Below are 24,674 nucleotides of genomic sequence, written 5' to 3'. Positions count from 1 at the left end.
TGTCTCCAGCGGTAGGAAGCGCGTGTTCGATGATCTATATACCCATCAGACCATTCTCAAGTGCGGCAGGAGCGAACCCATGCTGGATATGCTGATTGTTGGCGGCGGATATGTTGGCCTCTCGGTTGCTGTGGCCACGAAGCAGGCGGCGCCGCATCTCAGCGTCGAAGTGATCGAGGCCGCGCCGGAAAGCGTGTGGCAGAAGGACGAGCGCGCCTCTGCCATCATTGCCGCTGCAACCCGCATGCTGGAAGTGCTGGGCGTATGGGATGAAATTCTTCCCCACTCGCAACCCATCACCAGCATGATCGTCACCGATTCGCGCACGTCCGATCCCGTTCGTCCGGTCTTCCTGACCTTCGATGGCGAAGTGGAAGAAGGCCGACCCTTTGCCCATATGGTTCCCAACGTCGAAATGGTCCGCGCCCTTCGCGGCGCCTGTGAACGGCTCGGCATCACCATCCGTCACGGTGTGTCGGCCACGGGCTTTGCTGCGGGTCCGCATTCCGCAAACCTGACGCTTTCCAATGGCGAGGTTCTGGAAACCAAGCTGGTCGTGGCCTGCGATGGCGTACGCTCCAAGCTGCGCGACATGGCGGACATCAAGACCGTTCGATGGGATTACGGCCAATCCGGCATCGTGACCACTGTCGAGCATGAGCGCCCGCATAACGGCTGCGCAGAAGAACATTTCCTGCCCTCCGGCCCCTTCGCCATTCTGCCGCTCACCGGCAATCGCTCCTCGCTGGTGTGGACCGAGCGCACGGGCGACGCCGACCGCCTCGTTGCCTCCGACGACCTGATTTTCGAAGAAGAACTGCAGCGCCGCTTCGGCCACAAGCTGGGAGCAATCACGGTGGTGGGCGGACGCAAGGCTTTCCCGCTCGGCCTCACCCTGTCGCGCGCCTTCGTCGCGCCCCGCCTTGCATTGGCAGGGGACGCAGCCCATGGCATTCACCCGATTTCCGGACAGGGCCTGAACCTTGGGTTCAAGGATGTGGCCGCTCTTGCAGAAACGATCGTCGAGGCGGACCGCCTGGGCCTCGACATCGGCGCGGTGCATATCCTGGAGCGCTACCAGTCGTGGCGTCGTTTCGATACGTTCCGTATGGGCGTGACGACCGATGTGCTGAACCGCCTGTTCTCCAACGACATTGCGCCGATCCGCATTGCCCGCGATTTCGGTCTGGGCGTCGTCGAGCGGTTGCCGAAGCTGAAGTCCTATTTCATCGGGGAAGCGGCCGGCACCAAGGCTAAAAACAGCCCCCGCCTTCTGATGGGCGAAACAATCTGAATCCCACGAACCATTTCAGTCTTCGAGGCGACGAGCCTCGGAGACCAGCATGATGGGAATGCCGTCGCGGATGGGATAGGCGAGTTTTGCTGCCTCCGAGATAAGTTCGTTCGTCTCGCGATTATAGACGAGCCGCGACTTTCCAAGTGGACACACCAGAAGATCCAGCAGCTTCGGATCAACTTTCGCCAGTTTCTCATCCATCCTGACGACCTGCCAATTATTGAAGCGTTGTCTCGGAACCGCCGCTGGCGAGGAAGATCTCGGTTATGGCGATGAGCGTATCCGCCCTTGTCTTGAGGTCAGGCGCTTCGAGCAAAGCCTGTTTTTCGGCCGGACCGAAGGGCGACATCATGGACAGCGAATTTACCAGCGTCCTGTTACCGGCTCTCTCCACACTATCCCAATCAGCCTCAAGCTTGTTGGCATCAAGATAGGCCCGGAAAACGCGCAGGAGTTCCTGGCGATCAACGGTCGAATCATCTTCTTCAGAGGAGAGGTCGCTCATAAACGGCATGAAGCGCACGGTGCGATAAGGATGGCCTTCGCCAACCTCCTCCATCAAGCGGAAACGACACACACCACTCAGCGACGTGATGTAGCGACCGTCGCCCGTTTCTGCAAACGAGGTGATCCGCCCGATGCAACCCACAGAACTAAGCGCCGGGCGAATACCTTCGCCACCCTCGCCGAGAACCGGCTGGATCATGCCGATCAGGCGGTTACCCGCCAGTGCCGCATCGAACATGGCGAGATAGCGCGGCTCGAACACGTTGAGCGGCAATTGACCGCCGGGGAGCAAGAGCGCCCCTGTCAGCGGAAAGACCGGGATGGTCTCCGGCAGATCCTCGCGTTTGACGTATCTGGCGTTGCCGACATGCATGAGCCTATCTTCCTCCAGAACCGAATAAATTCCACACCCTATCTGGGGCGCCAAGCCTGCTTTCACAAGGCTTTGCACCGATATCGAAGCCGATCAGGAAAACAGGATAGACGAAAGCTTGCGCCGGGCCGCAATCGTCGCCGGATCCTTGACACCCCAAGCTTCGAAAAATTCCAGCAACTGGCGGCGCGCGCCATCATCATCGAAGGCTCGGTCCTTGCGCATGATGTAGAACAGGTGCTCGGCGGCTTCGTTGCGATCACCTTGGACGTTGAGGATCTTCGCAAGCTTCATGCGCGATTCGTGATGATCCGGATTGAGTGACAGCTCATGCTCCAGCGCCCGCGGATCACCCAGCTTCCGGGCTTCGGAAATCTGGTTGAGCTTCAGTGAAACGGCCTGTACCTCCGGCTGCTTGGAAATGTCTTCCGGCAGCGAATCCAGCATCTGCTGCGCCCGTTCCATCTGGCCAAGGTTGAGAAGGCACTCGATCATGCCGGCAACTGCCTTGCCGTTTTCCGGATCCGCCTGCAGAACCGCCGCGTAAAGCTGGGCCGCACCATCCGTATCGCCCGAGGCGAGAAGCCCCTTCGCCTCTTCGAGGACGGATTCGATTTCTGCAGCCTCATCCGCGCCGGCGGGACCGCCGATCTTGTCGATGAACTGACGGATCTGGCTTTCGGGAATGGCACCCATGAAGCCATCCATCGGACGACCGTTCACGAAGGCGATGACCGCCGGGATGGACTGAATGCCCAACTGACCGGGAATGGACGGGTGATCATCGATGTTGAGCTTGACCAGCTTGACCCGGCCCTGTGCTTCGTTGACCACCTTCTCGAGCGCAGGCGCGAGCTGCTTGCAAGGACCGCACCAAGGCGCCCAGAAATCAACCAGCACTGGCTGACGACGAGATTCTTCCAGCACGTCCTTGGTGAAGCCTGCCGTCGTCGTGTCCTTGACGAAGCCGCCGGCCGCAGAACCGGCAGGCGTTGCCGCCGGGGAAGATCCAAAACTCATCGTTCCGGTCATCTGGCTGCCATAGCCATTGCTATACGGATTGTTCGGACCGCTCATGAATGTCTCCCCAGACGGTAAGTGTCATGCGACTTGTGCTTGAACAGATCGTATGTCAGTCCGCGACTTTCAAGACAAGCGGATCGTGACCCGTTGCCTTCAAGAAGGAAATGAGGTCGTCCCGCCCGATCGAGGTCGTCGCGTCATTGCGCAGAGGGTGGCCGTTGATGATGTCGTACTGCATCAAGCCCTCATCCAGCACGAATGTGACCTTGTTTTGCGTATCGTTGATGGCGCCGAACACGGTGACCGATCCCGGCACCACGCCGAGATATTCCAGCATCTTTTCCGGGCTGCCGAAGGACACACGGCTGGAAGCGCCGATGATCTTGTGAATCTGCTTCAGATCCACCGTCGCACGCTCCTCCACGGTGACGACGAAGAACTGGTCCTTCTTGTCCTTCACGAACAGGTTCTTCGTATGACCTCCCGGAATCTCGTCCCTCAGACTTTCCGATTCGGCGACGGTGAAAACCGGCGGATGGTTCTTGGTGCTGTGCTGAATGCCAAGCTCATCCAGAAAGGCGAAAAGCTGTTCGGCGGTCTTGGGATGATCGGCGGTCGGGGAGGGCGTGGTCATGACAAATGCAATCCGAACTCATTCAAGGGTATCGTGGGCAGGAGGAACCTGCCGCTTTGCGCCGAACTATAGAACATCTCGTCCGCAACGCCATCAGCAGAAGCGTCATTCGACAGGCGCTATACCGGCAAAATAGCAGGAAGGAAGTTTACGATCTTCGAGAGCCGTCTCAGAGCGGCTAAACCTTGATTTGGTGACTTCATAAAAGCACCAGCCAGATTGATGCGAAAAATACTTATTATTTTCAATTACTTAAAAGAAAAAAACAAAAAATCGCACGACGATGTCATTTCCCTGTTGCATTCAAAAAGCAGTTGGGCCATATAGCCCTCGTCGCCGCAAGACAGCGACCAACGGCCTAGCGATCTACCCCAGGCTGTTGAATTGATGAGCGGGTGTAGCTCAGGGGTAGAGCACAACCTTGCCAAGGTTGGGGTCGAGGGTTCGAATCCCTTCGCCCGCTCCAATTCTCTCATAGCTTTCTAGATGATTGAATTGAACCTCCGCCTGAGCGGAGACTTTGCTATTTCCTCCAAACTGCTGAACCTGTAATCAACGTAAGCTCTCTTGTTACCCAAGATGACGGCTGCCGTTAAATGGCGGTTCATTTTGCCTTGAGGTTTTTCGTGCCGACCGGACTTGCCCATGCCGAGCTGATTGCCGTGCTTGCCGCCGTCACTGGTGATGAGCCGCGCGTGATGACGATTCGGTCTGGTGACGCCCTGCCTTCCGGTCCGTTTGAGCTTGCACATCGCAGCCTTCAGGCAGGACTTCGCGAATGGGTGGGCGACCAGACAGGCCACCCCGTTGGCTATCTCGAACAGCTCTATACCTTTGCAGACCGTGACCGCACCCAGGACACGGGTTACTCGCGCACCATATCCATCAGCTATCTGGGCCTTGTGCGGGAACAGGCAGCACCCGGTGCCGGAAAACCGGGCTGGCACGGCTGGTACGAGTATTTTCCATGGGAAGACCACCGCAAGGGCACGCCTGATTCCCTGCAAGCAATCGCGGAATACCTGCAACGCTGGGCGGAACGGGACCCCTCCCGCCGAGACCATCGCCGCCGCCGTATTGAATTTGCCTTCGGGCTGCATGGCGCCGCCTGGAACGAAGACCTGACGCTCCAACGCTACGAGCTGATGTATGAGGCGGGGCTGGTCGCCGAATCAGGCGGCGAAGAATTCGTTGCAACCGGCCGGTCCATGTTTGCCGATCATCGGCGCATTCTCGCCACCGGCATTGCCCGTCTACGTGCCAAGATCAAATACCGCCCCGTTGTCTTTGAACTCATGCCGGAAAGCTTCACGCTGCTGCAATTGCAGCGGACCGTGGAGGCGCTGGCGGGCCTGACCCTGCATAAACCCAACTTCCGCCGCCTGATTGATTCGCAGGACCTTATTGAGGAAACCGGTGACGTGACCAGCGAGACCGGTGGACGCCCCGCCAAGCTTTTCCGCTACCGCCATGCGGTGCTGGAAGAGCGTGCTTTTTCCGGCTCGAAACTTCCCATCTCCCGCAATTGACATAAACTCCAAATGAGAATATCTCTGCGCCCGCGATATACTCAAGTCGAGTATAAAGGAGGTCGCCATGAATTCTCCCGTTTCCGTTTCTGCGCTGTATGAGCGGGTCAGCCGGATCATGCCCAAGGCCGAATGGATGGCGCATGAGGCCGACGTTGCAGCCATCCTCGAATTGAAGCGCACGAAGAACGCGGTCATTCTGGCGCATAACTACCAGACCCCGGAAATCTTCCACGGCGTGGCTGATATCGTGGGCGACAGTCTGGCGCTGGCTCGCAAGGCCATGGACGTCGATGCCGATATCATCGTTCTGGCGGGCGTGCATTTCATGGCGGAAACCGCCAAGCTGCTGAACCCGTCGAAGACTGTTCTGATCCCGGATATGCGGGCTGGCTGTTCGCTGGCCGACTCCATCACGCCGGAAGATATCGCCCTTTTGCGGCAGGCGCATCCGGGCGTTCCCGTCGTGACCTACGTGAACACCTCTGCCGCCGTTAAAGCCGCTTCGGATATCTGCTGCACCTCCGGCAATGCCAAGGAAGTGGTGGAATCACTCGGCGTTCCAAAAGTCCTGATGCTGCCGGACGAATATCTGGCGCAAAACGTGGCCCGACAAACCCATGTGGAACTGATTGCCTGGAAGGGCCATTGCGAGGTTCACCAGCTTTTCACCCCGCAGGATATTCGCGACCTGCGCGATGCGCATCCGGGCGTTATCGTTCTGGCGCATCCGGAATGCCCGCCGGAGGTGGTGCTGGAAGCGGATTTTGCCGGATCGACCGCCGTGATGTCGGATTATGTCGCCAAAGAAAAGCCGCCGCGCGTGGTGCTTCTGACCGAATGCTCCATGAGCGACAATGTGGCAGCCAACAATCCGGATGTGGAGTTCATTCGCCCCTGCAATCTCTGCCCGCACATGAAGCGCATCACGCTTGCCAATATTCGCGAGGCGCTGGAAACCGGCATGCATGAGGTGACCGTGGACCCGGCCGTTGCCGACAAGGCACGCCTTGCCGTTGAACGCATGCTGGCCGTGAAATGAACACGCCGAGCGCGGCCCTGCCGGTTATCGTCATCGGCAGTGGCATTGCGGGCCTGACGACAGCCTTGGCACTGGCACCGCGCAAGGTCCTGCTGATCACCAAGGCAGGTCTTGGGCAGCAGACCTCCAGCGCCTGGGCGCAAGGGGGCATTGCCGCAGCCGTCGGCCCTGACGATAGCGCGGAGCTTCATCTCTCTGATACGCTGGCCGCTGGCGACGGTCTGGTGGATGAAGAGGCGGCACGCTTCATTCTCACCCGTGCTGCCGATGCCATCCACTGGCTGGAACGTCAGGGGGCGCAATTCGACCGAACGTCAGATGGCGAATTCTCGCTCGGGCTCGAGGCCGCCCATTGCCGCCGCCGTATTGTTCATGCCAGCGGCGATGCTTCCGGCGCATCGGTGGTCAACGCTTTGATACGCCAAGTGCTTGATACACCGTCGATTACCGTAATAGCGGGTGCGCAAGCGCAGCGCCTGACGGTGGCGGAAGGCCGGGTTGTGGGCGTGGAAATTGCCGCTGGCGGTTCAACCGAAACGCTCCTCGGCAGCGCCGTGGTGCTGGCAACCGGCGGCATTGGCGGGCTTTACGAGGCAACGACGAATCCGACTGGTAATTTCGGCCAGGGCATTGCGCTTGCGGCGCGCGCCGGTGCCGCACTTGCCGATATGGAATTCGTGCAGTTCCACCCGACAGCGCTTGCCAGCCCACGCACGCCGCTTGCCCTCATCAGCGAGGCGGTGCGCGGCGAAGGTGCGCAACTGCGCAACGAACGGGGCGAGCGCTTCATGGCCGATGTGCCGGGGGCGGAACTTGCACCGCGCGATGTAGTGGCGCGCGCCATCAGCGCGGAAATTGCCCGTGGCGGGCGCGTGTTCCTTGATGCGCGACCAACCCTTGGAAACCGCTTCGCGGCCCGTTTTCCCAGTATCACCGCGCTCTGCCAGGATGCCGGCATCGATCCTGCCCGAGAGGCAATCCCCGTCCGCCCCGCTGTTCACTACCACATGGGCGGCGTGGCCACCGATCTTGCCGGACGAACCAGGGTGGAAGGTCTGTGGGCCGTGGGCGAAGTGGCGGCAACCGGCCTGCATGGCGCAAACCGGCTGGCCAGCAATTCGCTGCTTGAAGCAACGGTGATGGGGCTTGCAGCGGCTGAAGACATCGCCCGCACCCCGCCGCATCCGGCACCGGCCTATCTGGAACCAGTCGAGCCCCGGCGCGTGCCTCCACCCGATGCGAGCCTTCGCGCATTGGTTTCCCGCAGTCTCGGCGTGCTGCGGCATGAGGCGGGGTTGAAGCAGGCGATCAACCAGCTCCGGCCACTGGCGCTGGAACAGGGTTCGGATGCGGCACTCGTGGCGCTTACTATTGCCGCCTTCGCGCTTGAACGGCGGGAAACACGCGGCGCCCATGCGCGGACGGATTTTCCGCAAACCTCGTCGCAGCCAACGCGCCAGTTTCTGACCCTGCCCGAAATCATCGAACGCACACGGGCGGTGGAAAATGCACCGCTTTCCCTCACCGCCTGAGATAAGGTTATCCCATGCAGCTTGCCCCCCTGCCCCGCCCGGTGTTTGAACCGGCTGTTCGTCTGGCGCTTCAGGAAGATCTGGGCGCTGCGGGTGACATTACCTCCGCCGCCGTCGTACCGGCAGGCCATCGCTCGCGGCTGGAATTTCGCGCCCGTCAGGCCGGGTGCCTTGCGGGCGTGGATGTGGCATCGCTCGCCTTCGAACTCATCGACCCCACTATTCGCATGCTAAGCCATGTGAAGGACGGTGAGCGGCTGGAACCCGGCACGCTGATTGCCACCGTCGAAGGTTCATCCCATGCGCTTCTGACGGCAGAGCGCACGGCTCTGAACTTCATGGGCCATCTCTCCGGCGTGGCGAGCGTTACCCGCTCCATCGTGGATGCGATTTCCGGCACCAAGGCAAAGCTTGCCTGCACGCGCAAAACAACACCGGGCCTGCGGGCGCTGGAAAAATATGCGGTGCGGGCTGGCGGCGGCATCAACCACCGCTTCGCGCTCTATGATGCAATCCTCATCAAGGACAATCACATCGCCATTGCAGGCGGCGTGAGAGCTGCGATCCAGAGCGCCAAGGCCGCAGCAGGCCACATGGTGAAGATCGAGATCGAGGTGGATACGCTGGATCAACTGCGCGAGGTGCTGGAAGAAGGCGTCGATGCCGTGCTGCTCGACAATATGACGCCCCCGCAGCTTGCGCAAGCTGTGGCGCTGGTGAATGGCCGCGCACTCACCGAAGCCTCCGGCGGCATCACGCCCCACACCGCCCGCGCCATTGCCGAAAGCGGCGTCGATCTTCTCTCCGTCGGCTGGATCACCCACAGCGCACCGACACTCGATATCGGACTGGATTGGCAGGCGAATGGGTGAGGGAATGGCGCAAGGAATAATGGTGCAAGAGGCTGATTCGTCCATCAGAACGTTGAAGCCAAGCGGTGAGCTGGACTATTACGACCACCAGTCCATCCTATTGCCTTTCGCGATAACGCCCCTTGAAGCCTGGAACATTGCGACAGGCGGACCAAAGCCGATTCTGAAACTGGCCTTCAAAGTCAGGGATATGATTTCGTCCAGGTTCGACGTGCAACGGATCGGCGGCTTTTCCGGTTCAAAGGTCGAAACCGTTCAGGCGGGCGATCGACTGGATTTCTTTCTCGTTGAGGATGTAGCCCCCAATAGACTGATCCTGACAGTCCGAGATCGCCACTTGGACGTCATGATCTGCCTATTGATCAAGGATTGCGTTCTCAGCGTAACTGCCTCGGTTGTCACGCACAACGCCTTCGGCAGAGCTTACATGTTGCCGGTGGGCCCCGTGCATAAGATCATCGTGAAGCGAGACCTCATGCATTTGGCCAAAGTGCTGACGCGTCGATCCACATCTGGATGATGCTCATTTCAGCAGCTGGATCACCCACAGCGCCCCAACGCTCGATATCGGGCTGGATTGGCAAGCGAATGGTTGAGGGCCTATCCCTTTTTAGAACTCGCTATTTCTTCTTCGCCTGATCGTGGTGCCATTTGATGGCGTAGAACATGCCGATGCCAAGAACGAGGATCTTGAACGGAAAGAAGACGTAAGGGAACCAGTCCCAGACAGAAGCGGATTGCATACGCATATCTCTGCACTATTGAATATGCGGAGCAGTAGCCCGAAACATCAGCCTTCGACATTGGCCATGTTGACGCATGTCAAATCCAGGACGATGGGAGCCTACAGCGCGGCGCGTTCGATTGAACGCGCGGACGACGCTGTAAGACTTTGAAATAATGCATGTTCGTTTCGCTCAACCGAATCCGGTTGAGCGCGACATGCATTAGAAGCTCCCCGCCCTCTACCCGATGTAGCGCGATTGCGGGCGAATGAGGCAGCCGGTCTGTTCCTGCTCCAGCACATGGGCCGTCCAGCCTGCCCTGCGGCCAGCGGCAAACACATTCGTGAAGCTTTTATACAGCCGGCACAGCGGTTCAAACCACTTCCGGCTTCTCCATTTGCTGTACACACAGTTCCACAGGGCAATCAGGTCCGCACGCAGCCTCATCACACAATCTGCACAAATGCTCCGATTGATCTCTGCCCTCCGTCAACGTGACGAGCATCACCGAAAGTGCTTCATGAAGCGATATCTGTTGCTGCAGCGAAAGAGCGGCTAGCGCCTTCTGGATCTGTGCCGCCCGAGCATCCAGAAGCTGAGTACGCAATTCCAGCCCCTGCGGTGTTAATCGCGTCAATACTTCGCGTTTATCCTTCCCCTGCGATTTGGCGACCAGTCCCGCTTGAGCAAGGTTTTCGATCGAGCGGACCATGACAGAATGACTGAGGCCAGCAATGACGGCGAGTTCGCGTATCGTCAATTCGCAAGAATGGCCGAGTGCCACCAGGGTGGCGCACGCGGCAGTTCCAATACCACCAGCCTGCTTCACGGCCTCAAGCTGCGCATCAGCAAGCGCAAGAGACAAAGCTCCGAGCAAATTTGTGAGTTGCGGTTTTATACGCTCCATTATATGTGTTCCGAATACATTTATATTGATTGCCTTATTACAGTTTCCGATACGCAGCGCAAACAGGAGAAAGATAATGACTAATGTTTTTCATGAGCATTTTGAATCGACAGTGAAATTTGCACCCACATTACGGGCGAACGATTACTCTGCCGAAAACCGCTATCAGGCAGAATTGAATTCAATTTTTCATCGCGAATGGATCTATGCCGCTCATCAATCTCAGTTTCCGGAGAAGGGCAGTTATCTCACCTTCGACATCGCGGACAAGCCACTACTGCTGGTTCGTGGCCAGGATGACGAGATTCGCGCGTTTTACAACATTTGCGTACATAGGGGGCACATTCTTGCTGAAGGATCTGGGAAGGCTTCTCATTTCACCTGCCCTTATCATGCCTGGACTTACGCGTTGGACGGTCGACTGCGCGCTGCACGCGGAGTCTCAGACATAGATCAGCTTCCCAAATGTCATCGAAGTTTAGTTCCTGTTGAGACACACACCAAGGACGGCTTCGTTTTTGTCCGCTTATCACCAGGCGACAACAGTTTTACTGAACGATACGGATCCTTTTTCACAGAACTGCAAGAGCAGTTGCCGGAACTGGGCCGCCTTCGATTTGCCAAGAGATTCACCGCCGAAGTCAATGGCAACTGGAAGATCATGATTGAGAACTATCTGGAATGCTACCACTGCTCGCCAACACACCCGGCGTTGGCCGATCTTATGCGCATTCGGGAATACAGGGTCCGTCAATCAGATTTCTTTTTGTCAACGCAGGCACCGGCGGGACGCCCCGATAACATCGCCTATCAATATGAATTGCGTGAAGATTCGCAGAAGAATTTTTCCGGTTGGTGGCTCTGGCCCAATGTAACGTTCAACATTTCCCGGGACAGCAGAACCTTTTGGTTTTTCACATGCTGCCCATCACTGCAGAGAAGTCGGTCGGGTACTGCGACTATTTCTTTATAGACGGCAATGTGAACGAGGAGGCGCAAGCACTGATGGATTGGGAGGGTAACATACTTGAGAAGGAGGATAATGATCTAATTGTTGCAGCACACAGAGGCATGAAGTCACTGGTAATGCAGCAGGGGATATTTGTGATCCATCCTGATCGACACGATATTTCTGAAGCCCCCCTCGCCCACTTCAACACATTGGTTTCTCAAGCAGTCAAAGCGATCGCTCCTTGAATGTGCGGCTGCAAGACTTGACGATGTGCCGCTCAGGCGCCGGGGCGGCACTGATACTTTGCCTGAAATCGGTTCAAATCATCACATCACGCGCGCAATCGGCGCAACCAAAGGCCACCCGACCAATGAGTACCTTGATTCACACAAAAGGCGTCCGGGTGACCAAAGGCTTGGCAGCGCTGGCAATGGTTGGCTCCGCAGCGTGCTGGGGCTCAGCCACAGTCATGAGCCGTGATCTGCTTGATCACTTTTCCGCCCCTCGATTGCTGATCATTCAATTAGGTTCAAGCATCCTGCTGCTCGCTTTGATGGCGCTGCGGGAGCAACCACGCCTTTTTCTGACACCCGCCTTGGGCAAAGCGTCGTTGACAGGAATTCTGGAGCCAGGGCTCGCTTATACCGCGGGCTTGATCGGCCTCTCCATGACAACGGCTGGTCATTCTGCCGTCATTAGCTCAGCGGAACCAATTTTCATCGTTCTAGTTGGGTGGCTGCTCTTTCGCCATAGATCCTCTCTGAGGACAACGGTGTGCATTGCATTGGCAATGGTGGGCCTTCTCCTTGTTTCCCTCGAGACCGTCTCCGAACACGACGGCCACAATATGCTTTTGGGCGATACACTTGTTGTTCTCGCAACACTGTTTGCAGCAGGCTATGTGGTCTTGTCGGCGCGAATAGCTGGCCATTTCCCACCTGCCATACTAGCAGGTGCGCAACAAACCGTAGGGTTTGGTTTCGCAGTTCTGGTCTATATGATCGCCCAGTCAATCGGGGTCAGTCCACCGCAAGAGCCTATCGACATCAGCCTGCTGGTCTATGCAGCCTTCTCCGGGATCATACAATACGCCATCCCTTTTTGGCTTTACCTAATAGGTCTCCAGGTGCTGAGTGCAAGCGTGGCAGGTCTTTATCTGACTCTAACGCCCATATTCGGCATCGTTGGTGCCTATCTGTGGCTTGGAGAACAAGCAAGCGGCACCATGCTGTTAGGTGCCGGCATTATTATTACAGCTGTTCTGATCGGACGAAACGAACATTAGGGAAGCCTAGGGCGCATCGCTATCTCTCAGATTCGCTTCTGGCGCTTTAAGTCTCTGTTTTATCGCATGTCGTTACCGCAAAACCGCGGCACACTTTTGCGCGCCATGCTCTAGAAGCTCCCCGCCCTTTGCCCGATGTAACGCGATTGCGGGCGAATGAGGCGGCCGGTCTGTTCCTGCTCCAGCACATGGGCGGTCCAGCCTGCCATACGGCCAGCGGCAAACACATTGGTGAAGCTTTCACGCGGGAAGCCGACTGCTTCCAGCACCAGGGCCGTATAAAACTCCACATTGGTTTGCAGCGGGCGAAGCGGCTTCTTTTCCTTCAGAAGTTCCAGCGCAACCGCCTCCACCTTGCCCGCAAAACCGATGCGCTCTGATCCCTCCTTGAGCCTCGAGACGGCCCCCTTCAGGACATCAGCGCGTGGATCGCGCACGCGGTAGATGCGGTGCCCGAAGCCCATCAGCCTCTCGCCGCGCGCCAGCGCATCCGTCAGCCAGGGTCGGATGTTCTTCTCCGTGCCAATCGCGTCCAGCATATCGAGAACTGGCCCCGGCGCGCCGCCATGCAGAGGCCCTTTCAGAGCACAGAGCCCGCCAACGACAGACGAGAACATTCCGGCCTTGGTGGAAGCAATGACCCGCGCCGTGAAGGTGGAAGCGTTCAGTCCGTGATCCGACACGGTGGCGAGATAGGTGTCGAGCGCTTTCACCTTGTCGCTCGTCGGTACTTCATTACGCAGGAGCTTGAGAAAATCTTCCGCATGGGAAAGGGACGCATCCGGCGCGATGGGCTTGAGGCCCGCCGCCTGACGTGCAATGGCGGCTGCAAACACCGGCACCGCGCCAACCGCCATGACATGATGCGGCATATTTTCCTCATCCGGCAGGGTGGAGAGCAGAAGGCGCAAACCCTCGACCGCATTGAGATGGGCGAGACCCGGCAGAAGCGGCTGCATGAGCGTGTGCGCCCTGAGGCGCGCCTTGCCGAGAGCCGCACGTATCTGTGCTGCATCCATCGGCTCCGGGGTCAGGTCGCGCCACAAGAGTTCCAGCACCTGCTCGAAGGACCAGTCGGCAAGCTGATGAAGGTGAAAACCGCTGATGATCAGCTCACCCGCCTGCCCATCCACATGGCTGAGGCGGGTTTCCGCCGCCACCACATCATCCAGACCCGCAGCAACGGGCTGGCCTGCAAGTATTTGTGCAACAGCGTTGATGGTCATCTCTCTACTCCTCAAACCAGATTAATTACCTTGAGGATGTTGCAGTGCATCTATATGGTCAATCTTGATCGATATAATCAATGTCAGAATTATCTCACCATGACCGACAAGTTTATCACTGCCGATGCCGCCGCCGCCGAACTCGCTATCAGCCGGGCCACGCTTTATGCCTATGTCAGCCGCGGCCTTGTTCAAACGAGTGGAACGGGGGATGACCCACGGCGCAGGCTCTATAGCGTGCATGACATCGAGGCGCTAAAGAAGCGCAAGAGCGTGGGCCGCAAACCCAAGGAAGCAGCAGCACAGGCGTTGGATTGGGGCCTGCCGGTGCTGACCTCGTCGATAACGCGGATTACCGATGGACATCTGGCCTATCGCGGGCAGGATGCGGCGAAACTGGCGGAAACCGCCACGCTGGAAGATGTGGCTCGCCTTCTCTGGCAGTGCGGTGAGTTCGATCCCTTCGAAGATGCCAAGGCGCAACCGAACGCCTGGGAACCAGAGCTTCTGGCGTTGACGCAATCACTTCCGCTGACGGAACGCTGCCAGACGCTGCTGCCGTTTCTGGATTCAGGCCGCGTGACCGCCTGGAAGCGGGATAACCGTCGCCTATGGCCCAGTGCGAGCGCCCTTTTGCGCGGCGTGGCGGCGGCGTCCGTCAATGCTCAGTCAAGCATCAAACCTCTTCATCTGTTTCTCGCAGAACACTGGGGCGTAGAAGATAAAGAGGCCGATCTGATACGGCGGGCGCTGGTTCTCCTGGCGGATCATGAGTTGAATGCCTCCGCCTTTGCCGTGCGCGTGGTGGCATCAACGGGTGCTTCGTTGGGTGCCTGCCTTAATGCCGGACTTTCCGCCCTGAGCGGCCCCATGCATGGCGGCATGACCAGCCTCGTGGAACTGCTGTTCGATGAGCTGGAACGGGTGGGCAATGCGGAGCAGGTGGTGGAGGAACGGCTGCGACGAGGCGACAGCATCCCAGCCTTCCACCATCCGCTCTATCCGAACGGCGATCCGCGCGCGGCAGCCCTTCTGCCGCATCTTCCTGCCGATCCTTCGAGAGACGATCTTCTGCGGGTGATGCTGGAAACGGCAGGGCAGCTGCCCACATGTGATGTGGCGCTGGTCGCCTTGCGGCGCAGCCTCAGGCTTCCGCGCGGTTCCGCCCTTGCGCTTTTCGCCATTGCCAGAACGACGGGCTGGATTGCCCATGCGCTGGAGCAGCGGCAGGATGAAAAGCTTATTCGCCCCCGCGCTCGCTATGTCGGCCCGGAAATTTCGTAAGCACTGCGAAAAAAATCGCATCCGCTTCGGAATAAATTTCATTGCCGCTCCGTATATTGGGGCATGAGCGACAAGAGAAACCCGTTCGATGTTCTGAACCAGCTGGCAACGCTTCGGCGTTATGCCCGTTCGCTCGTTCGCAACGCGGACGATGCGGAAGATCTGGTGCACGATGCATTGGTGCGCGCCTACGAGAAGAAATCGACATTTCGCACCGGCGGCAACCTGCGCAACTGGCTGCTCTCCATCGTTCATAACACGCATATCGACCGGCTGCGCCGTCAACGTTCGACGGACAACCGGCACAATGCAGCAGCCGAGGTGGCGGAAACCGCGCATCATCCGGACCCGGATCAATCCATCCGGCTGAAGCAGTTGCGGGAAGCCTTCTTTGCTTTGCCGGAAGAGCAGCGCGATGCGCTGCATCTGGTGGCCATCGAAGGGCTTTCCTACCAGGAAGCCGCCAATGCGCTATCCATTCCCGTCGGCACGCTGATGTCGCGCATTTCCCGCGCACGCCAACGTCTACGGGAATTCGAAGAAAGCGGCCGCAAGCCGCTGGATGCCAATCACCTGAGACTAATTGAAGGGGGCCGCGATGACACCCGTTGACCCGATCCAGAGTTCCGATCTCGAAGCCTATATCGACGACCAGCTGACAGCCAGCCGTCGGATCGAGGTGGAATCCTATCTATCGGAAAACCCGGATGTGGCGGCGCGCGTCATGGCGGATCTGGCGATCCGTGGCGAACTTCGCCTGGCTTTGTCGAGCGGGCGTAACCATGGTCGGGCCGAAACCCGCGAGGCGGCGCGCCGTCTTCAATCCGCCCTGTCGCGAGGTGCCTACCTGCGCACGTTTCAGCGAATGGCGGCAACGGTGGCGCTGGTGGCGGCAGGATGGATGCTGAGCCAGCATTACGGCCCGCTGACCATTTCCAAGGTAGAGGCCTCCACGCCTGCACCGGCCTTCGTGGAAGAGGCCATACGGGCGCATGATACGTCGATCTTACGGGAAAGCATGCCCTCCCAGGCAGGCTCGTCGCGCTACGATGCGGCGGAAATCCGCTCGGCGACCGCCATCGTGATCCCGCAGATCCCGAAGGAATGGAAAGTCAGCGACGTACAGATCTTCCCGTCCGCCTTCGGTCCGAGCGTCGAGATGTCGCTGACGGATGAAGAAGAGAGGAAGCTTTCGCTCTTTGCCGTGCGTCCCGGCTTCTTTGCCGTGCAGCAGGTGGCGCAGGCCCGCGAAGGCGGCACGCAAGCCTCCTACTGGCAGATTGGCGAAGTGGCCTATGCGCTGGTTTCGGAGCGGCAGGATGCCTCGCGTCTTAGCCAGGAGGCGGAGCGCCTTGCCCGCTCTCTCTACTGAACATGAAGAACAACCCACAGGAGTAAGCCATGAATCCGCGTTTTGGATACAATCCGGCCATCCAGTCCCAGGCCGCCTTTGACGAGGGACTGCGCAAGCACATGCTGCGCGTTTACAACTATATGGGCCTCGGCCTCATCATCACCGGCATCGTTGCCTTCATCGTCGGCACGACGCCTGCCCTCTACGTGCCGATCTTCTCCAGCCCGCTGAAGTGGGTGGTGATGCTGGCCCCGCTCGCCTTCGTCTTCTTCTTCTCCTTCAAGCTCCAGACGATGTCAGCCTCTGCCGCACAAATGACCTTCTGGGCCTTCTGTGCCGTCATGGGCCTTTCGCTCGCTTCCGTGTTCCTCGTGTTCACCGGCGCCAGCATCGCACGCACCTTCTTCATCGCCGCCACCATGTTCGGCGCAACCAGCCTCTACGGCTATGTGACGAAGCGTGATTTGGCAAAGTTCGGTTCGTTCCTGATCATGGGCCTGATCGGTGTGATGATCGCCTCGATCGTCAACATCTTCCTCGGCTCCAGCGCGCTGCAGTTTGCTGTCTCCGTCATCGGCATCATCGTCTTCGTCGGCCTGACTGCCTGGGATACCCAGAACATCAAGGAGCAGTATGCCGAAAACTTCGACCAGGAAAGCCAGCAGAAGCTTGCCGTGTTCGGCGCTCTCTCGCTCTACCTGAACTTCGTCAACATCTTCCAGCTTCTGCTGAGCCTTACGGGTCAGCGCGAAGAGTAACCAGTCCAAACAACCTCAAGGAGGAACTCTACAATGGACTACAACGACCGCCAGGCGATCGAGGGTTTATTCGGCAAGCTTTCCCATGTGGAAAGTCAGTCCGGACCACGCGATGCGGAAGCGGATGCCTTCATTCGTGATCGCATCGCCAGCCAACCCGGAGCACCCTATTTCATGGCGCAGACGATCGTTGTGCAGGAACAGGCGCTAGATCAGGCGCAGCGGCGGATCGAGGAGCTGGAATACCAGCTTTCGTCCCGCCCTGCCTCCGGCGGCGGCTTCTTCTCCAGCCTGTTCGGCAGTTCGCAGCCCGCACGCCCTGCACCGCAAGCATCAAATCAAGGCATGATGCCTGGTGGAATGCAGGCTGGCCCCCGCAACCCCGGCAACCCATGGGGCGGCCAGCAGCAGGGCTTTGGTCACGCGCAACCGGCCCGTGGCGGCGGCTTCCTCGCCGGTGCGGCACAGACAGCCATGGGCGTGGCTGGCGGTGTGCTTCTGGGTAACGCCATTGCAGGCATGATTGGCGGCGACGAGGCGCAGGCAGCCGAAACTCCCGCCGAGGAACCGGCAGATGATGCAGGCATGGAAGAAGACATGCAGTTCTGATTTCTATCCCTCTTGATAGACGGACTTGAACTTGCCCGGACTGAAAGGTCCGGGCATTTTTATAGCGTGAAACTGCTCAACCTTTGACCTAGCATCGTGAGCCCGTCCACATCGGCATTGGCAAAGGCAAACCGCAGATACTGCTCCTGACCGGACCCGAAGTAGCTGCCTGGAATGCAAGAAACGCCGGCCTTTTTGGCCAGTGCTTCCGCCACCTCTGCCGAACCGACGCCTTCGAAAGGGTGCCGCACGAAGGCAAAATAGGCCCCCAAGGCATCGAGCTTCCAGTCCGAAACGCTGTGCATGACGTCGGACAGAGCCTTTGCGCGTCGTAGAATTTCCTGTCTGTTCTCCTCCCGCCAATCGGCAAGAAGCGGCAACGCGGTAGCCACGGCAGCCTGACCCGCGCGCGGCGCACAGATCTGCAGATTATCCATGACCTTCGCCACCTGTGCGATGAAAGCGGGACCAGCCGTGATGGCACCGAGCCGATGGCCGGGAATACAGAAGCTCTTTGAGAAACTGTAGAGCGAGACGATCGAACTCTCCCAGTCCGGACGTGAGAAAAGCGCATGCGGCGGCGCACCCTCGGTGGCCAGAAAATCCCGATAGGTCTCGTCCAGGATCAGCCAGACACCGCGCGATCGGCAAAGCTCGGCGATCTCCGCCAGAAGCGCGGGAGGATAAACCGCACCCGTCGGATTGTTCGGTGAAACCAGTGCCAGCGCCTTCACGCCAGACCCTATCTGCGCCTCGATATCCGCCGCCGTCGGGAGGAAGCCGTTCTCCGCCCGGCACTCGACAAGCTTGGTTGCGATCCCCAGCATGGCAAGCGTGGTCTGGTGGTTGAAATAGTAGGGATTGGTCATCAAGACGGTATCGCCTGCACCCGCAACAGCCATGATTGCGCAGATGAAGGCCTGGTTGCAGCCGGAGGTGATGTGGACATGTCCCGACGCGAGAGACGCCCCGTAAACCTCGCTGACATGCGTAGCGTAAGCCTCCCGCAAAATACCATCGCCCTCGATAGGGCCGTAGCCGATCGAGGCGCGCGAGGATGCCGCTTCGCCCAGGAGATGAAGCATTTTCGGGTGCGGAGGATAGCCCGGTACCGCCTGCGACAGGTCAATCAGTGGACCTTTTGCACCATCATAGGCCCGCGCCCAGGCTTGCACAGAGGGTACTGGCGGAGGTGAAATCTGTTCGATCAAAGGGTTGAAGGCGGGCACGGATGACATGGGGTTCGGCAATCTCATTTCAGACTCTCTGGCCAGCATCAGCATGGCTCCACGCCAAAAAGTCAATTGATTTAGAATGTCTTTTCGTTCGATATTGCTGAAAGCGAAGGCAGGATAGTCCGTCGCCCATTTTTACAGCAGCAATCGGGATTGTGGTCATGGCCTGGAATGAAGAGAAACTGGCGGCACTGCGGGCAAAGTATGGAGAAGGCGGCGAGATCTTCGATCCGGCCTTTGCCAAGGTCGGCACCAAGGTCTTCAAGAACGGAACGCGGGCCGCTCCTTATGCCGGCATCCCCACTCTCCTCTATGCGCCACACCTTGCCGTCGCAGCCGACAACCCGGATTTTCAGGATCTTCAGGTCGCCCTGATCGGCGTCCCGATGGATCTTGGCGTCACCAATCGTCCCGGCTCACGCTTTGGGCCACGCGCGCTCCGCTCAATCGACCGCATCGGCCCCTATAACCACGTGCTTGGCTGTACACCGGTGCACGAGTTACGAGTTGCTGATATCGGAGACGTTCCCTTCCGCAGCCGATACCGGCTCGAGATGAGCCACGAGGACATCGAAAAACGCTTCAACCAGATCGTCGATGCGGGTGTGGTGCCGCTCGCGGTTGGAGGCGATCACTCTATTACCCATTCCATTCTCAAGGCAGTCGGCAAGAACAGGCCAGTAGGCTTGATCCATATCGATGCCCATTGCGACACCGGCGGTTCTTTCGACCAGACGAAATTTCATCATGGCGGGCCGTTCCGCAATGCGGTTCTGGATGGTGTGCTGGATCCCACCCGAACGATCCAGATCGGCATTCGCGGTTCATCGGAATATCTCTGGGAGTTTTCCTACGAGAGCGGCATGACTGTCATTCATGCCGAAGAGGTGACCGGGCTTGGGCTTCCCGCCATCATCGAAAAGGCGCGCGCCATCGTCGGCGACGGCCCGACCTATATCTCCTTCGATATCGATAGCCTTGATCCGGCTTTCGCACCTGGTACAGGGACGCCGGAAGTGGGAGGCCTGACGACGCGCGAAGTTCTGGAACTGCTGCGCGGCCTGAAGGGCATCAACCTTGTCGGCGGCGACGTGGTGGAAGTGGCGCCCGAATATGACGCCACCCACAACACCGCCCATGCGGGAGCACAGGTTCTGTTCGAACTGCTGAGCCTGATGGCCTTCAGCCCGGCATTGAAAACCTGAAAGGGAAGCTGGCCGTTGACCGAAACGGCCAGCTTGATCCTCAATCAGCTCTTGGAGAAGACGTAATCGGTTTCCTGGCGAAGCACTTCGCCAGGGCGCAGCACCGCGTTCGGGAAGCCCGGGTGATTGATGGCATCCGGCCAGATCTGCGTTTCCAGGCAGAGCCCCGCATAAGGACCGTAGAGCTTGCCGGAGAGACCGGGAACGGTCGGCTTCAGCTTGAAGCCGCCATAGAGCTGAACCCCCGGCTCCGTGGTGCGGACTTCCAGAGAAACGCCGGAATTGACGCTGCGCACCAGCGCAATAGACCGCTTCTCCACACGTTCGTTGGAGAGGCAGTAATTGTGGTCGAAATCCACCTGCGCGCCGTTTTCATCCGTGCGGCGCAATGAACCAAGCTGTCGCAGATCCATGGGCGTGCCAGCCACAGGCACCTGCTCGCCTGTCGGCACCTGATGCTCGTCGAGCTCCAGATAATGATCGGCGGCAATCATGATGTCGTGGCCCAGCGTATCGTCCCGGCCATCAAGGTTGAAATAGGTGTGCTGGCAGATATTAGCGAGCGTCGGCGCATCCGTCACGCTCTCATAGACGACGTTCAGAACGCCCTCATCTTTGAGCTCATAGGTTGCCGTCACCGTGCAATTGCCCGGATAACCGCCGCGGCCATCGGGATCAGTGACCTGCAGGATGACCTTGTTTTCGGCATGCGCAATGATCGTCCAGTTGGTCTTGCCCAGCCCATCGCTGCCGCCATGCAGGTGCGTATTGCCGTTCTGGTTCAGATCCAGCTGATAATGCCTGCCATCCAGCGTGAACTGGCCCTTGCCAATGCGATTGGCAACGCGCCCCGGTGTCGCACCAAAATAGGAGGAATATTTCGGATAATCATCGAAATTGTCGAAGCCCAGCACTAGAGGTGCATCGTGTCCTTCAAGGCGCAGATCCTGAATGACAGCACCCCAGGTGATGACATAGGCGGTCAGCCCGCCGCCGGAAATCTTCACCCGGTAAACCGTTTCGCCCTTGGGAGTGGTGCCGAAGATTTCGCCCTGCGTCGTCATCATTATCGTCCTTTCGAATTTGCGCGGCAAACTGCGCCAAAATCCTGCGCTTCGCAATCCTTGAAATATATCAGCGGGCGAGTTGCCGCGTTGCCTGCTCCAGCCCCTGCAAAGTCAGCGGAAACATGCGGTCATTCAGCAACTGACGCATGATGACAAGCGACTGCGTATAGTCCCAATGCCCCTGCGGCACCGGATTGATCCAGGCGACACGATGAAAATGCCCGGTCAGCCGCTGCATCCACGCCGCCCCCGGCTCCTTGTTCCAGTGCTCGACGGAACCACCCGCATGGGTAATCTCATAGGGGCTCATGGTCGCATCACCGACGAAGATGACCTTGTAGTCAGCCCCATAGATGCGCAGGATATCGGTGACGGATAACCGTTCGGAGCGACGTCGGTTATCGCGCCACACGCTCTCGTAGAGGCAGTTGTGGAAGTAGAAATGCTCCAGATGCCGGAACTCGGCGCGGGCCGCAGAAAACAGTTCCTCGACCACCATGACATGATCGTCCATCGAGCCGCCGACATCGAAGAACATCAGAAGCTTCACGGCATTGCGCCGCTCCGGCCGCGTCTGCACATCGAGATAGCCGTGTTCAGCGGTAGAGCGAATGGTGCCGGCAAGATCCAGCTCGTCCGCAGCCCCTTCCCGCACCCAGCGGCGCAGGCGCTTCAAAGCAATCTTGATATTGCGGGTGCCGATTTCGCGGCTATCGTCGAAGTCGCGGAACTCGCGTTTGTCCCACACCTTCACCGCCTTGCGATGACGGGAGCCTTCCTGGCCGATCCGAACGCCTTCCGGATTATAGCCATAAGCGCCGAAGGGTGAGGTTCCGGCGGTGCCGATCCATTTCGAGCCGCCCTGATGGCGGCCCTTCTGCTCTTCCAGCCGTTTCTTAAGCGTTTCCATTAGCTTGTCGAAGCCACCGAGGGATTCGACAAGCGCCTTCTCTTCCGGCGTCAGATGCTTCTCGGCCAGCTTGCGAAGCCAGTCTTCCGGCAGGGTTTCGACATCCACGCCATCTGCACCTGCGATAGCCGTCAGACCCCGAAAATGCTGAGAGAACACCTGATCGAAACGGTCGATGAACCGCTCATCCTTCACCAGCGCCGCACGCGCAAGGAAATAGAAGGCTTCGACATCAAAATCCGCAAGCCCTGCTTCCATTCCCCTCAGCAGATCCAGGAATTCCCGGAGTGTAACCGGGACTTTCGCTTGTCTAAGCTTCAGGAAGAAGGGAATGAGCATGATGCCTTACCGAATTCCAATCTGCTCCAGATCATAATGCGTGGTCTGGTAGATCTCGTTGATCCAGTTACCGAAAAACAGATGCGCATGGCTGCGCCAGCGGTTCTGCGGCGTCAGTGTAACATCGTTATGCGGAAAATAATTGTGCGGCATCTTGATCGGCACGCCCGCGTTCACATCCCGGAAATATTCGTCCGCCAGCGAGGTGGAGTCATATTCCACATGGTTGAACATGTAGAGCCGGTTGCCGCGCTTCTCATGAACGAGGCAAACGCCCATCTCATCGGATTCCATCAGGATTTCCAGACCCGGCACCTTTTCGATATCGGCTCGGCGCACCTCCGTCCAGCGTGAGACCGGCACCTGGAAATCATCCGAGAAGCCGTTGAGATAGATGGAGGACGGGCAGAGATTGCGGTGACGATAGACGCCGAACGCCTTCGCCTTCAACTCATGCTTCGGCACCTTGTGGAAGTGATAGATGGCCGCCATCGCGCCCCAGCAGACATTCAGCGTTGAATGGACATTGGTTTCCGTCCAGTCGAAGATCTGCTGCATCTCGTCCCAATAGGTCACATCTTCATATTGCAGGGTCTCGACCGGCGCGCCGGTGATGATGAAGCCATCGAACTTGCGGTGCTTCACTTCTTCCCAGGTCTCGTAGAAGGACAGAAGGTGCTCTTCAGAGGTGTTCTTTGCCTTGTGGCCACCGATCCGTACAAGAGAAAGCTCTACCTGCAGAGGAGAAGCGCCGACCAGGCGTGCCATCTGCACTTCGGTCTTGATCTTGTTCGGCATGAGATTGAGCAGGCCGATCTGCAGCGGACGGATATCCTGCCGCACGGCCACCGTCTCGGTCATGACCCGAACGCCTTCATTGACCAACGTCTCAAAAGCGGGAAGCGTATCTGGAATCTTGATCGGCATGGTTCGAACTCGACAAAAACAAAAAAACCGGTGGCGATAGTCGCGACCGGTCCGGGGAAAAGGATTTGTCTCTCTTCTCGCGGCCCTTTAGCGACTTATTTAACGTGGCTGCAAGCCGACCGGCCAAATCACCACGATGAGCCTTCTAAATAGGCCCTTATTCCGCCAAGGTCAATGAGGGTTGGAGACCGCACTTCCCCGCCTACCGCACTTCCCCGCCTACCGCTCGCGCCTCGCCATGAACGCCAACCGCTCGAAGAGATGCACATCCTGCTCGTTCTTGAGCAGGGCACCGTGCAGCTTCGGCAGAGCGTTCTTGACGTCGGCGCGCAGATCGTCCGGATCGACATCGTCGGACACCAGAAGCCGGATCCAGTCGAGCGCCTCGGATGTTGAGGGCTTCTTCTTCAGCCCCGGCATCTCGCGGATTTCGTAGAACTGGGTCAGGGCCGCGCTCACCAGTTTCTGCTTGATGCCGGGATAGTGCACTTCCACGATGCGCGACAGCGTCTCGGCATCCGGAAAGCGGATATAATGGAAGAAGCAGCGCCGCAGGAAGGCATCCGGCAGCTCCTTCTCATTGTTCGAGGTGATGATGACAATGGGCCGCACCTTGGCTTTCACGGTCTCGCCTGTCTCGTAGACGTGAAATTCCATGCGGTCGAGTTCCTGAAGAAGGTCGTTTGGGAACTCAATGTCGGCCTTGTCGATCTCGTCGATCAGAAGCACGACCTTTTGTTCTGCGGCGAAGGCCTGCCACAGCTTGCCGCGCCTGATATAGTTGGAAACCTCGTTGACGCGCGGATCGCCCAACTGGCTGTCGCGCAGGCGCGAAACGGCATCATATTCATAGAGCCCCTGCTGCGCCTTGGTGGTGGATTTGATATTCCACTCGATCATGTCCAGACCGAGCGCCGCCGCCACCTGCCGCGCCAGTTCGGTCTTGCCGGTGCCGGGTTCGCCTTTCACCAACAACGGGCGTTCCAGCCGGATCGCGGCATTGACGGCCACCATCAAATCCTTGTCGGCTATGTAGTCGGCGGTTCCGGTAAACTGCATCTCTCATTCTCCCTGCTGGCCGC

27 protein-coding genes, 1 tRNA gene, 1 pseudogene and 1 riboswitch are annotated in these 24,674 nt (G+C 58.5%); of the genes and pseudogenes, 16 read left to right on the top strand and 13 right to left on the bottom strand.

Annotation, left to right across the window (positions count from 1 at the left end; translation table 11 throughout):
• The first annotated feature begins 79 nt into the window (after positions 1–79).
• Complete coding sequence (locus G6N80_RS12005) at positions 80–1,294, top strand: ubiquinone biosynthesis hydroxylase (RefSeq protein ID WP_165134026.1); 1,215 nt, start codon at positions 80–82, stop codon at positions 1,292–1,294.
• 15 nt (positions 1,295–1,309) lie between these two features.
• On the opposite strand, the gene G6N80_RS12000 is transcribed toward G6N80_RS12005, so the two are convergent.
• The 4 genes from G6N80_RS12000 to G6N80_RS11985 form a co-directional block, all read right to left on the bottom strand.
• Complete coding sequence (locus G6N80_RS12000) at positions 1,310–1,498, bottom strand: Trm112 family protein (RefSeq protein ID WP_062556185.1); 189 nt, start codon at positions 1,496–1,498, stop codon at positions 1,310–1,312.
• 16 nt (positions 1,499–1,514) lie between these two features.
• On the bottom strand, positions 1,515–2,177 hold the full coding sequence (locus G6N80_RS11995; RefSeq protein WP_062556186.1) for an LON peptidase substrate-binding domain-containing protein: 663 nt from the start codon (positions 2,175–2,177) through the stop codon (positions 1,515–1,517).
• Between the two features lie 93 nt (positions 2,178–2,270).
• Entirely contained in the window at positions 2,271–3,254 is a 984-nt protein-coding gene (gene trxA / locus G6N80_RS11990; protein ID WP_165134023.1) for a thioredoxin, read from the bottom strand.
• A 55-nt stretch (positions 3,255–3,309) separates the two neighbouring features.
• Positions 3,310–3,834 (bottom strand): prolyl-tRNA synthetase associated domain-containing protein, encoded by a 525-nt coding sequence (locus G6N80_RS11985; protein ID WP_062556188.1) that lies wholly within the window; start codon positions 3,832–3,834, stop codon positions 3,310–3,312.
• Positions 3,835–4,225: 391 nt separating this feature from the next.
• Here G6N80_RS11985 and G6N80_RS11980 point away from each other — a divergent pair.
• The 6 genes from G6N80_RS11980 (at position 4,226) to G6N80_RS11955 (ending at position 9,329) form a co-directional block, all read left to right on the top strand.
• Positions 4,226–4,300, top strand: a tRNA-Gly gene (locus G6N80_RS11980).
• A 130-nt stretch (positions 4,301–4,430) separates the two neighbouring features.
• Positions 4,431–5,363, top strand: a complete 933-nt coding sequence (locus G6N80_RS11975; RefSeq protein ID WP_062556189.1) for an NUDIX hydrolase — start codon at positions 4,431–4,433, stop codon at positions 5,361–5,363.
• Positions 5,364–5,430: 67 nt separating this feature from the next.
• A complete protein-coding gene (gene nadA, locus G6N80_RS11970; protein WP_165134020.1) occupies positions 5,431–6,405 on the top strand; it encodes a quinolinate synthase NadA in 975 nt (324 codons plus the stop codon).
• The gene (locus G6N80_RS11965; protein WP_165134017.1) at positions 6,402–7,937 is read left to right on the top strand and encodes an L-aspartate oxidase; all 1,536 of its coding nucleotides are present in this window, start codon (positions 6,402–6,404) and stop codon (positions 7,935–7,937) included. The genes nadA and G6N80_RS11965 overlap by 4 nt, the downstream gene beginning before the upstream one ends.
• Before the next feature lie 14 nt (positions 7,938–7,951).
• Positions 7,952–8,809: a carboxylating nicotinate-nucleotide diphosphorylase gene (gene nadC, locus G6N80_RS11960; protein ID WP_165134014.1), complete on the top strand. Its 858-nt coding sequence runs from the start codon at positions 7,952–7,954 to the stop codon at positions 8,807–8,809.
• A 4-nt stretch (positions 8,810–8,813) separates the two neighbouring features.
• Positions 8,814–9,329 carry a DUF2867 domain-containing protein gene (locus G6N80_RS11955; RefSeq protein WP_246251480.1) on the top strand — a complete coding sequence of 172 codons (516 nt, stop codon included), beginning with the start codon at positions 8,814–8,816 and terminating at the stop codon, positions 9,327–9,329.
• Positions 9,330–9,429: 100 nt separating this feature from the next.
• On the opposite strand, the gene G6N80_RS23500 is transcribed toward G6N80_RS11955, so the two are convergent.
• From G6N80_RS23500 to G6N80_RS11945, 3 genes and pseudogenes are all read right to left on the bottom strand, one after another.
• Positions 9,430–9,552, bottom strand: coding sequence for a hypothetical protein (locus G6N80_RS23500; protein ID WP_281360845.1), 123 nt, complete (start codon positions 9,550–9,552; stop codon positions 9,430–9,432).
• Between the two features lie 222 nt (positions 9,553–9,774).
• Positions 9,775–9,888: pseudogene (locus tag G6N80_RS11950) on the bottom strand (citrate/2-methylcitrate synthase); the annotation flags it as partial.
• A gap of 19 nt (positions 9,889–9,907) precedes the next feature.
• A complete protein-coding gene (locus tag G6N80_RS11945; protein WP_165134011.1) occupies positions 9,908–10,363 on the bottom strand; it encodes a MarR family winged helix-turn-helix transcriptional regulator in 456 nt (151 codons plus the stop codon).
• Between the two features lie 154 nt (positions 10,364–10,517).
• Between G6N80_RS11945 and G6N80_RS11940 the strand changes: the two genes are divergently transcribed.
• The 3 genes from G6N80_RS11940 to G6N80_RS11930 all read left to right on the top strand — a co-directional run bounded on the left by G6N80_RS11940 (position 10,518) and on the right by G6N80_RS11930 (position 12,678).
• On the top strand, positions 10,518–11,414 hold the full coding sequence (locus tag G6N80_RS11940) for an aromatic ring-hydroxylating oxygenase subunit alpha (protein WP_165134008.1): 897 nt from the start codon (positions 10,518–10,520) through the stop codon (positions 11,412–11,414).
• Positions 11,360–11,638, top strand: a complete 279-nt coding sequence (locus tag G6N80_RS11935; protein ID WP_165134005.1) for an SRPBCC family protein — start codon at positions 11,360–11,362, stop codon at positions 11,636–11,638. Before G6N80_RS11940 ends, G6N80_RS11935 begins: the two co-directional genes overlap by 55 nt.
• A gap of 125 nt (positions 11,639–11,763) precedes the next feature.
• Positions 11,764–12,678 (top strand): DMT family transporter, encoded by a 915-nt coding sequence (locus G6N80_RS11930; protein ID WP_165134002.1) that lies wholly within the window; start codon positions 11,764–11,766, stop codon positions 12,676–12,678.
• 110 nt (positions 12,679–12,788) lie between these two features.
• Here G6N80_RS11930 and G6N80_RS11925 read toward each other — a convergent pair whose 3' ends face one another.
• A complete protein-coding gene (locus G6N80_RS11925; protein ID WP_165133999.1) occupies positions 12,789–13,904 on the bottom strand; it encodes a citrate synthase/methylcitrate synthase in 1,116 nt (371 codons plus the stop codon).
• A 99-nt stretch (positions 13,905–14,003) separates the two neighbouring features.
• Between G6N80_RS11925 and G6N80_RS11920 the strand changes: the two genes are divergently transcribed.
• The 5 genes from G6N80_RS11920 (at position 14,004) to G6N80_RS11900 (ending at position 17,909) form a co-directional block, all read left to right on the top strand.
• The gene (locus G6N80_RS11920; RefSeq protein ID WP_246251479.1) at positions 14,004–15,188 is read left to right on the top strand and encodes a citrate synthase; all 1,185 of its coding nucleotides are present in this window, start codon (positions 14,004–14,006) and stop codon (positions 15,186–15,188) included.
• A gap of 63 nt (positions 15,189–15,251) precedes the next feature.
• Positions 15,252–15,800, top strand: a complete 549-nt coding sequence (locus tag G6N80_RS11915) for a sigma-70 family RNA polymerase sigma factor (RefSeq protein ID WP_062556196.1) — start codon at positions 15,252–15,254, stop codon at positions 15,798–15,800.
• Positions 15,787–16,560: an anti-sigma factor family protein gene (locus G6N80_RS11910; RefSeq protein WP_062556197.1), complete on the top strand. Its 774-nt coding sequence runs from the start codon at positions 15,787–15,789 to the stop codon at positions 16,558–16,560. Before G6N80_RS11915 ends, G6N80_RS11910 begins: the two co-directional genes overlap by 14 nt.
• Before the next feature lie 29 nt (positions 16,561–16,589).
• Positions 16,590–17,300 (top strand): Bax inhibitor-1/YccA family protein, encoded by a 711-nt coding sequence (locus G6N80_RS11905; RefSeq protein ID WP_062556198.1) that lies wholly within the window; start codon positions 16,590–16,592, stop codon positions 17,298–17,300.
• A gap of 33 nt (positions 17,301–17,333) precedes the next feature.
• The gene (locus G6N80_RS11900) at positions 17,334–17,909 is read left to right on the top strand and encodes a DUF2076 domain-containing protein (protein ID WP_062556199.1); all 576 of its coding nucleotides are present in this window, start codon (positions 17,334–17,336) and stop codon (positions 17,907–17,909) included.
• A gap of 59 nt (positions 17,910–17,968) precedes the next feature.
• Here G6N80_RS11900 and G6N80_RS11895 read toward each other — a convergent pair whose 3' ends face one another.
• Positions 17,969–19,186, bottom strand: coding sequence for an aminotransferase (locus G6N80_RS11895; protein WP_425503920.1), 1,218 nt, complete (start codon positions 19,184–19,186; stop codon positions 17,969–17,971).
• A 119-nt stretch (positions 19,187–19,305) separates the two neighbouring features.
• Here G6N80_RS11895 and speB point away from each other — a divergent pair, with 119 nt between their 5' ends.
• Complete coding sequence (gene speB / locus G6N80_RS11890) at positions 19,306–20,349, top strand: agmatinase (protein WP_165133993.1); 1,044 nt, start codon at positions 19,306–19,308, stop codon at positions 20,347–20,349.
• A 44-nt stretch (positions 20,350–20,393) separates the two neighbouring features.
• Here speB and G6N80_RS11885 read toward each other — a convergent pair whose 3' ends face one another.
• From G6N80_RS11885 to G6N80_RS11870, 4 genes are all read right to left on the bottom strand, one after another.
• A complete protein-coding gene (locus tag G6N80_RS11885) occupies positions 20,394–21,413 on the bottom strand; it encodes an aldose epimerase family protein (RefSeq protein ID WP_165133990.1) in 1,020 nt (339 codons plus the stop codon).
• A gap of 70 nt (positions 21,414–21,483) precedes the next feature.
• A complete protein-coding gene (locus tag G6N80_RS11880) occupies positions 21,484–22,665 on the bottom strand; it encodes a vWA domain-containing protein (protein ID WP_165133987.1) in 1,182 nt (393 codons plus the stop codon).
• A gap of 6 nt (positions 22,666–22,671) precedes the next feature.
• Positions 22,672–23,592, bottom strand: a complete 921-nt coding sequence (gene metA, locus G6N80_RS11875) for a homoserine O-acetyltransferase MetA (protein WP_165133984.1) — start codon at positions 23,590–23,592, stop codon at positions 22,672–22,674.
• A gap of 67 nt (positions 23,593–23,659) precedes the next feature.
• A riboswitch (SAM riboswitch) is annotated at positions 23,660–23,737 on the bottom strand.
• A 74-nt stretch (positions 23,738–23,811) separates the two neighbouring features.
• Positions 23,812–24,651 carry an AAA family ATPase gene (locus tag G6N80_RS11870; RefSeq protein WP_062556204.1) on the bottom strand — a complete coding sequence of 280 codons (840 nt, stop codon included), beginning with the start codon at positions 24,649–24,651 and terminating at the stop codon, positions 23,812–23,814.
• Positions 24,652–24,674 lie beyond the last annotated feature (23 nt).

It is taken from the genome of Rhizobium rhizoryzae (assembly GCF_011046895.1).
GTDB lineage: Bacteria > Pseudomonadota > Alphaproteobacteria > Rhizobiales > Rhizobiaceae > Neorhizobium > Neorhizobium rhizoryzae.
This window is presented reverse-complemented; position numbering and strand designations above follow the sequence as displayed.

Coding starts and splice junctions, on each gene's coding strand:
- G6N80_RS12005 (WP_165134026.1), top strand. CDS start 80: ATGCTGGATATGCTGATTGTTGGCGGCGGATATGTTGGCCTCTCGGTT.
- G6N80_RS12000 (WP_062556185.1), bottom strand. CDS start 1,498: ATGGATGAGAAACTGGCGAAAGTTGATCCGAAGCTGCTGGATCTTCTG.
- G6N80_RS11995 (WP_062556186.1), bottom strand. CDS start 2,177: ATGCATGTCGGCAACGCCAGATACGTCAAACGCGAGGATCTGCCGGAG.
- trxA (WP_165134023.1), bottom strand. CDS start 3,254: ATGAGCGGTCCGAACAATCCGTATAGCAATGGCTATGGCAGCCAGATG.
- G6N80_RS11985 (WP_062556188.1), bottom strand. CDS start 3,834: ATGACCACGCCCTCCCCGACCGCCGATCATCCCAAGACCGCCGAACAG.
- G6N80_RS11975 (WP_062556189.1), top strand. CDS start 4,431: ATGGCGGTTCATTTTGCCTTGAGGTTTTTCGTGCCGACCGGACTTGCC.
- nadA (WP_165134020.1), top strand. CDS start 5,431: ATGAATTCTCCCGTTTCCGTTTCTGCGCTGTATGAGCGGGTCAGCCGG.
- G6N80_RS11965 (WP_165134017.1), top strand. CDS start 6,402: ATGAACACGCCGAGCGCGGCCCTGCCGGTTATCGTCATCGGCAGTGGC.
- nadC (WP_165134014.1), top strand. CDS start 7,952: ATGCAGCTTGCCCCCCTGCCCCGCCCGGTGTTTGAACCGGCTGTTCGT.
- G6N80_RS11955 (WP_246251480.1), top strand. CDS start 8,814: ATGGCGCAAGGAATAATGGTGCAAGAGGCTGATTCGTCCATCAGAACG.
- G6N80_RS23500 (WP_281360845.1), bottom strand. CDS start 9,552: ATGCAATCCGCTTCTGTCTGGGACTGGTTCCCTTACGTCTTCTTTCCG.
- G6N80_RS11940 (WP_165134008.1), top strand. CDS start 10,518: ATGACTAATGTTTTTCATGAGCATTTTGAATCGACAGTGAAATTTGCA.
- G6N80_RS11935 (WP_165134005.1), top strand. CDS start 11,360: ATGCTGCCCATCACTGCAGAGAAGTCGGTCGGGTACTGCGACTATTTC.
- G6N80_RS11930 (WP_165134002.1), top strand. CDS start 11,764: ATGAGTACCTTGATTCACACAAAAGGCGTCCGGGTGACCAAAGGCTTG.
- G6N80_RS11925 (WP_165133999.1), bottom strand. CDS start 13,904: ATGACCATCAACGCTGTTGCACAAATACTTGCAGGCCAGCCCGTTGCT.
- G6N80_RS11920 (WP_246251479.1), top strand. CDS start 14,004: ATGACCGACAAGTTTATCACTGCCGATGCCGCCGCCGCCGAACTCGCT.
- G6N80_RS11915 (WP_062556196.1), top strand. CDS start 15,252: ATGAGCGACAAGAGAAACCCGTTCGATGTTCTGAACCAGCTGGCAACG.
- G6N80_RS11910 (WP_062556197.1), top strand. CDS start 15,787: ATGACACCCGTTGACCCGATCCAGAGTTCCGATCTCGAAGCCTATATC.
- G6N80_RS11905 (WP_062556198.1), top strand. CDS start 16,590: ATGAATCCGCGTTTTGGATACAATCCGGCCATCCAGTCCCAGGCCGCC.
- G6N80_RS11900 (WP_062556199.1), top strand. CDS start 17,334: ATGGACTACAACGACCGCCAGGCGATCGAGGGTTTATTCGGCAAGCTT.
- G6N80_RS11895 (WP_425503920.1), bottom strand. CDS start 19,186: ATGCTGGCCAGAGAGTCTGAAATGAGATTGCCGAACCCCATGTCATCC.
- speB (WP_165133993.1), top strand. CDS start 19,306: ATGGCCTGGAATGAAGAGAAACTGGCGGCACTGCGGGCAAAGTATGGA.
- G6N80_RS11885 (WP_165133990.1), bottom strand. CDS start 21,413: ATGACGACGCAGGGCGAAATCTTCGGCACCACTCCCAAGGGCGAAACG.
- G6N80_RS11880 (WP_165133987.1), bottom strand. CDS start 22,665: ATGCTCATTCCCTTCTTCCTGAAGCTTAGACAAGCGAAAGTCCCGGTT.
- metA (WP_165133984.1), bottom strand. CDS start 23,592: ATGCCGATCAAGATTCCAGATACGCTTCCCGCTTTTGAGACGTTGGTC.
- G6N80_RS11870 (WP_062556204.1), bottom strand. CDS start 24,651: ATGCAGTTTACCGGAACCGCCGACTACATAGCCGACAAGGATTTGATG.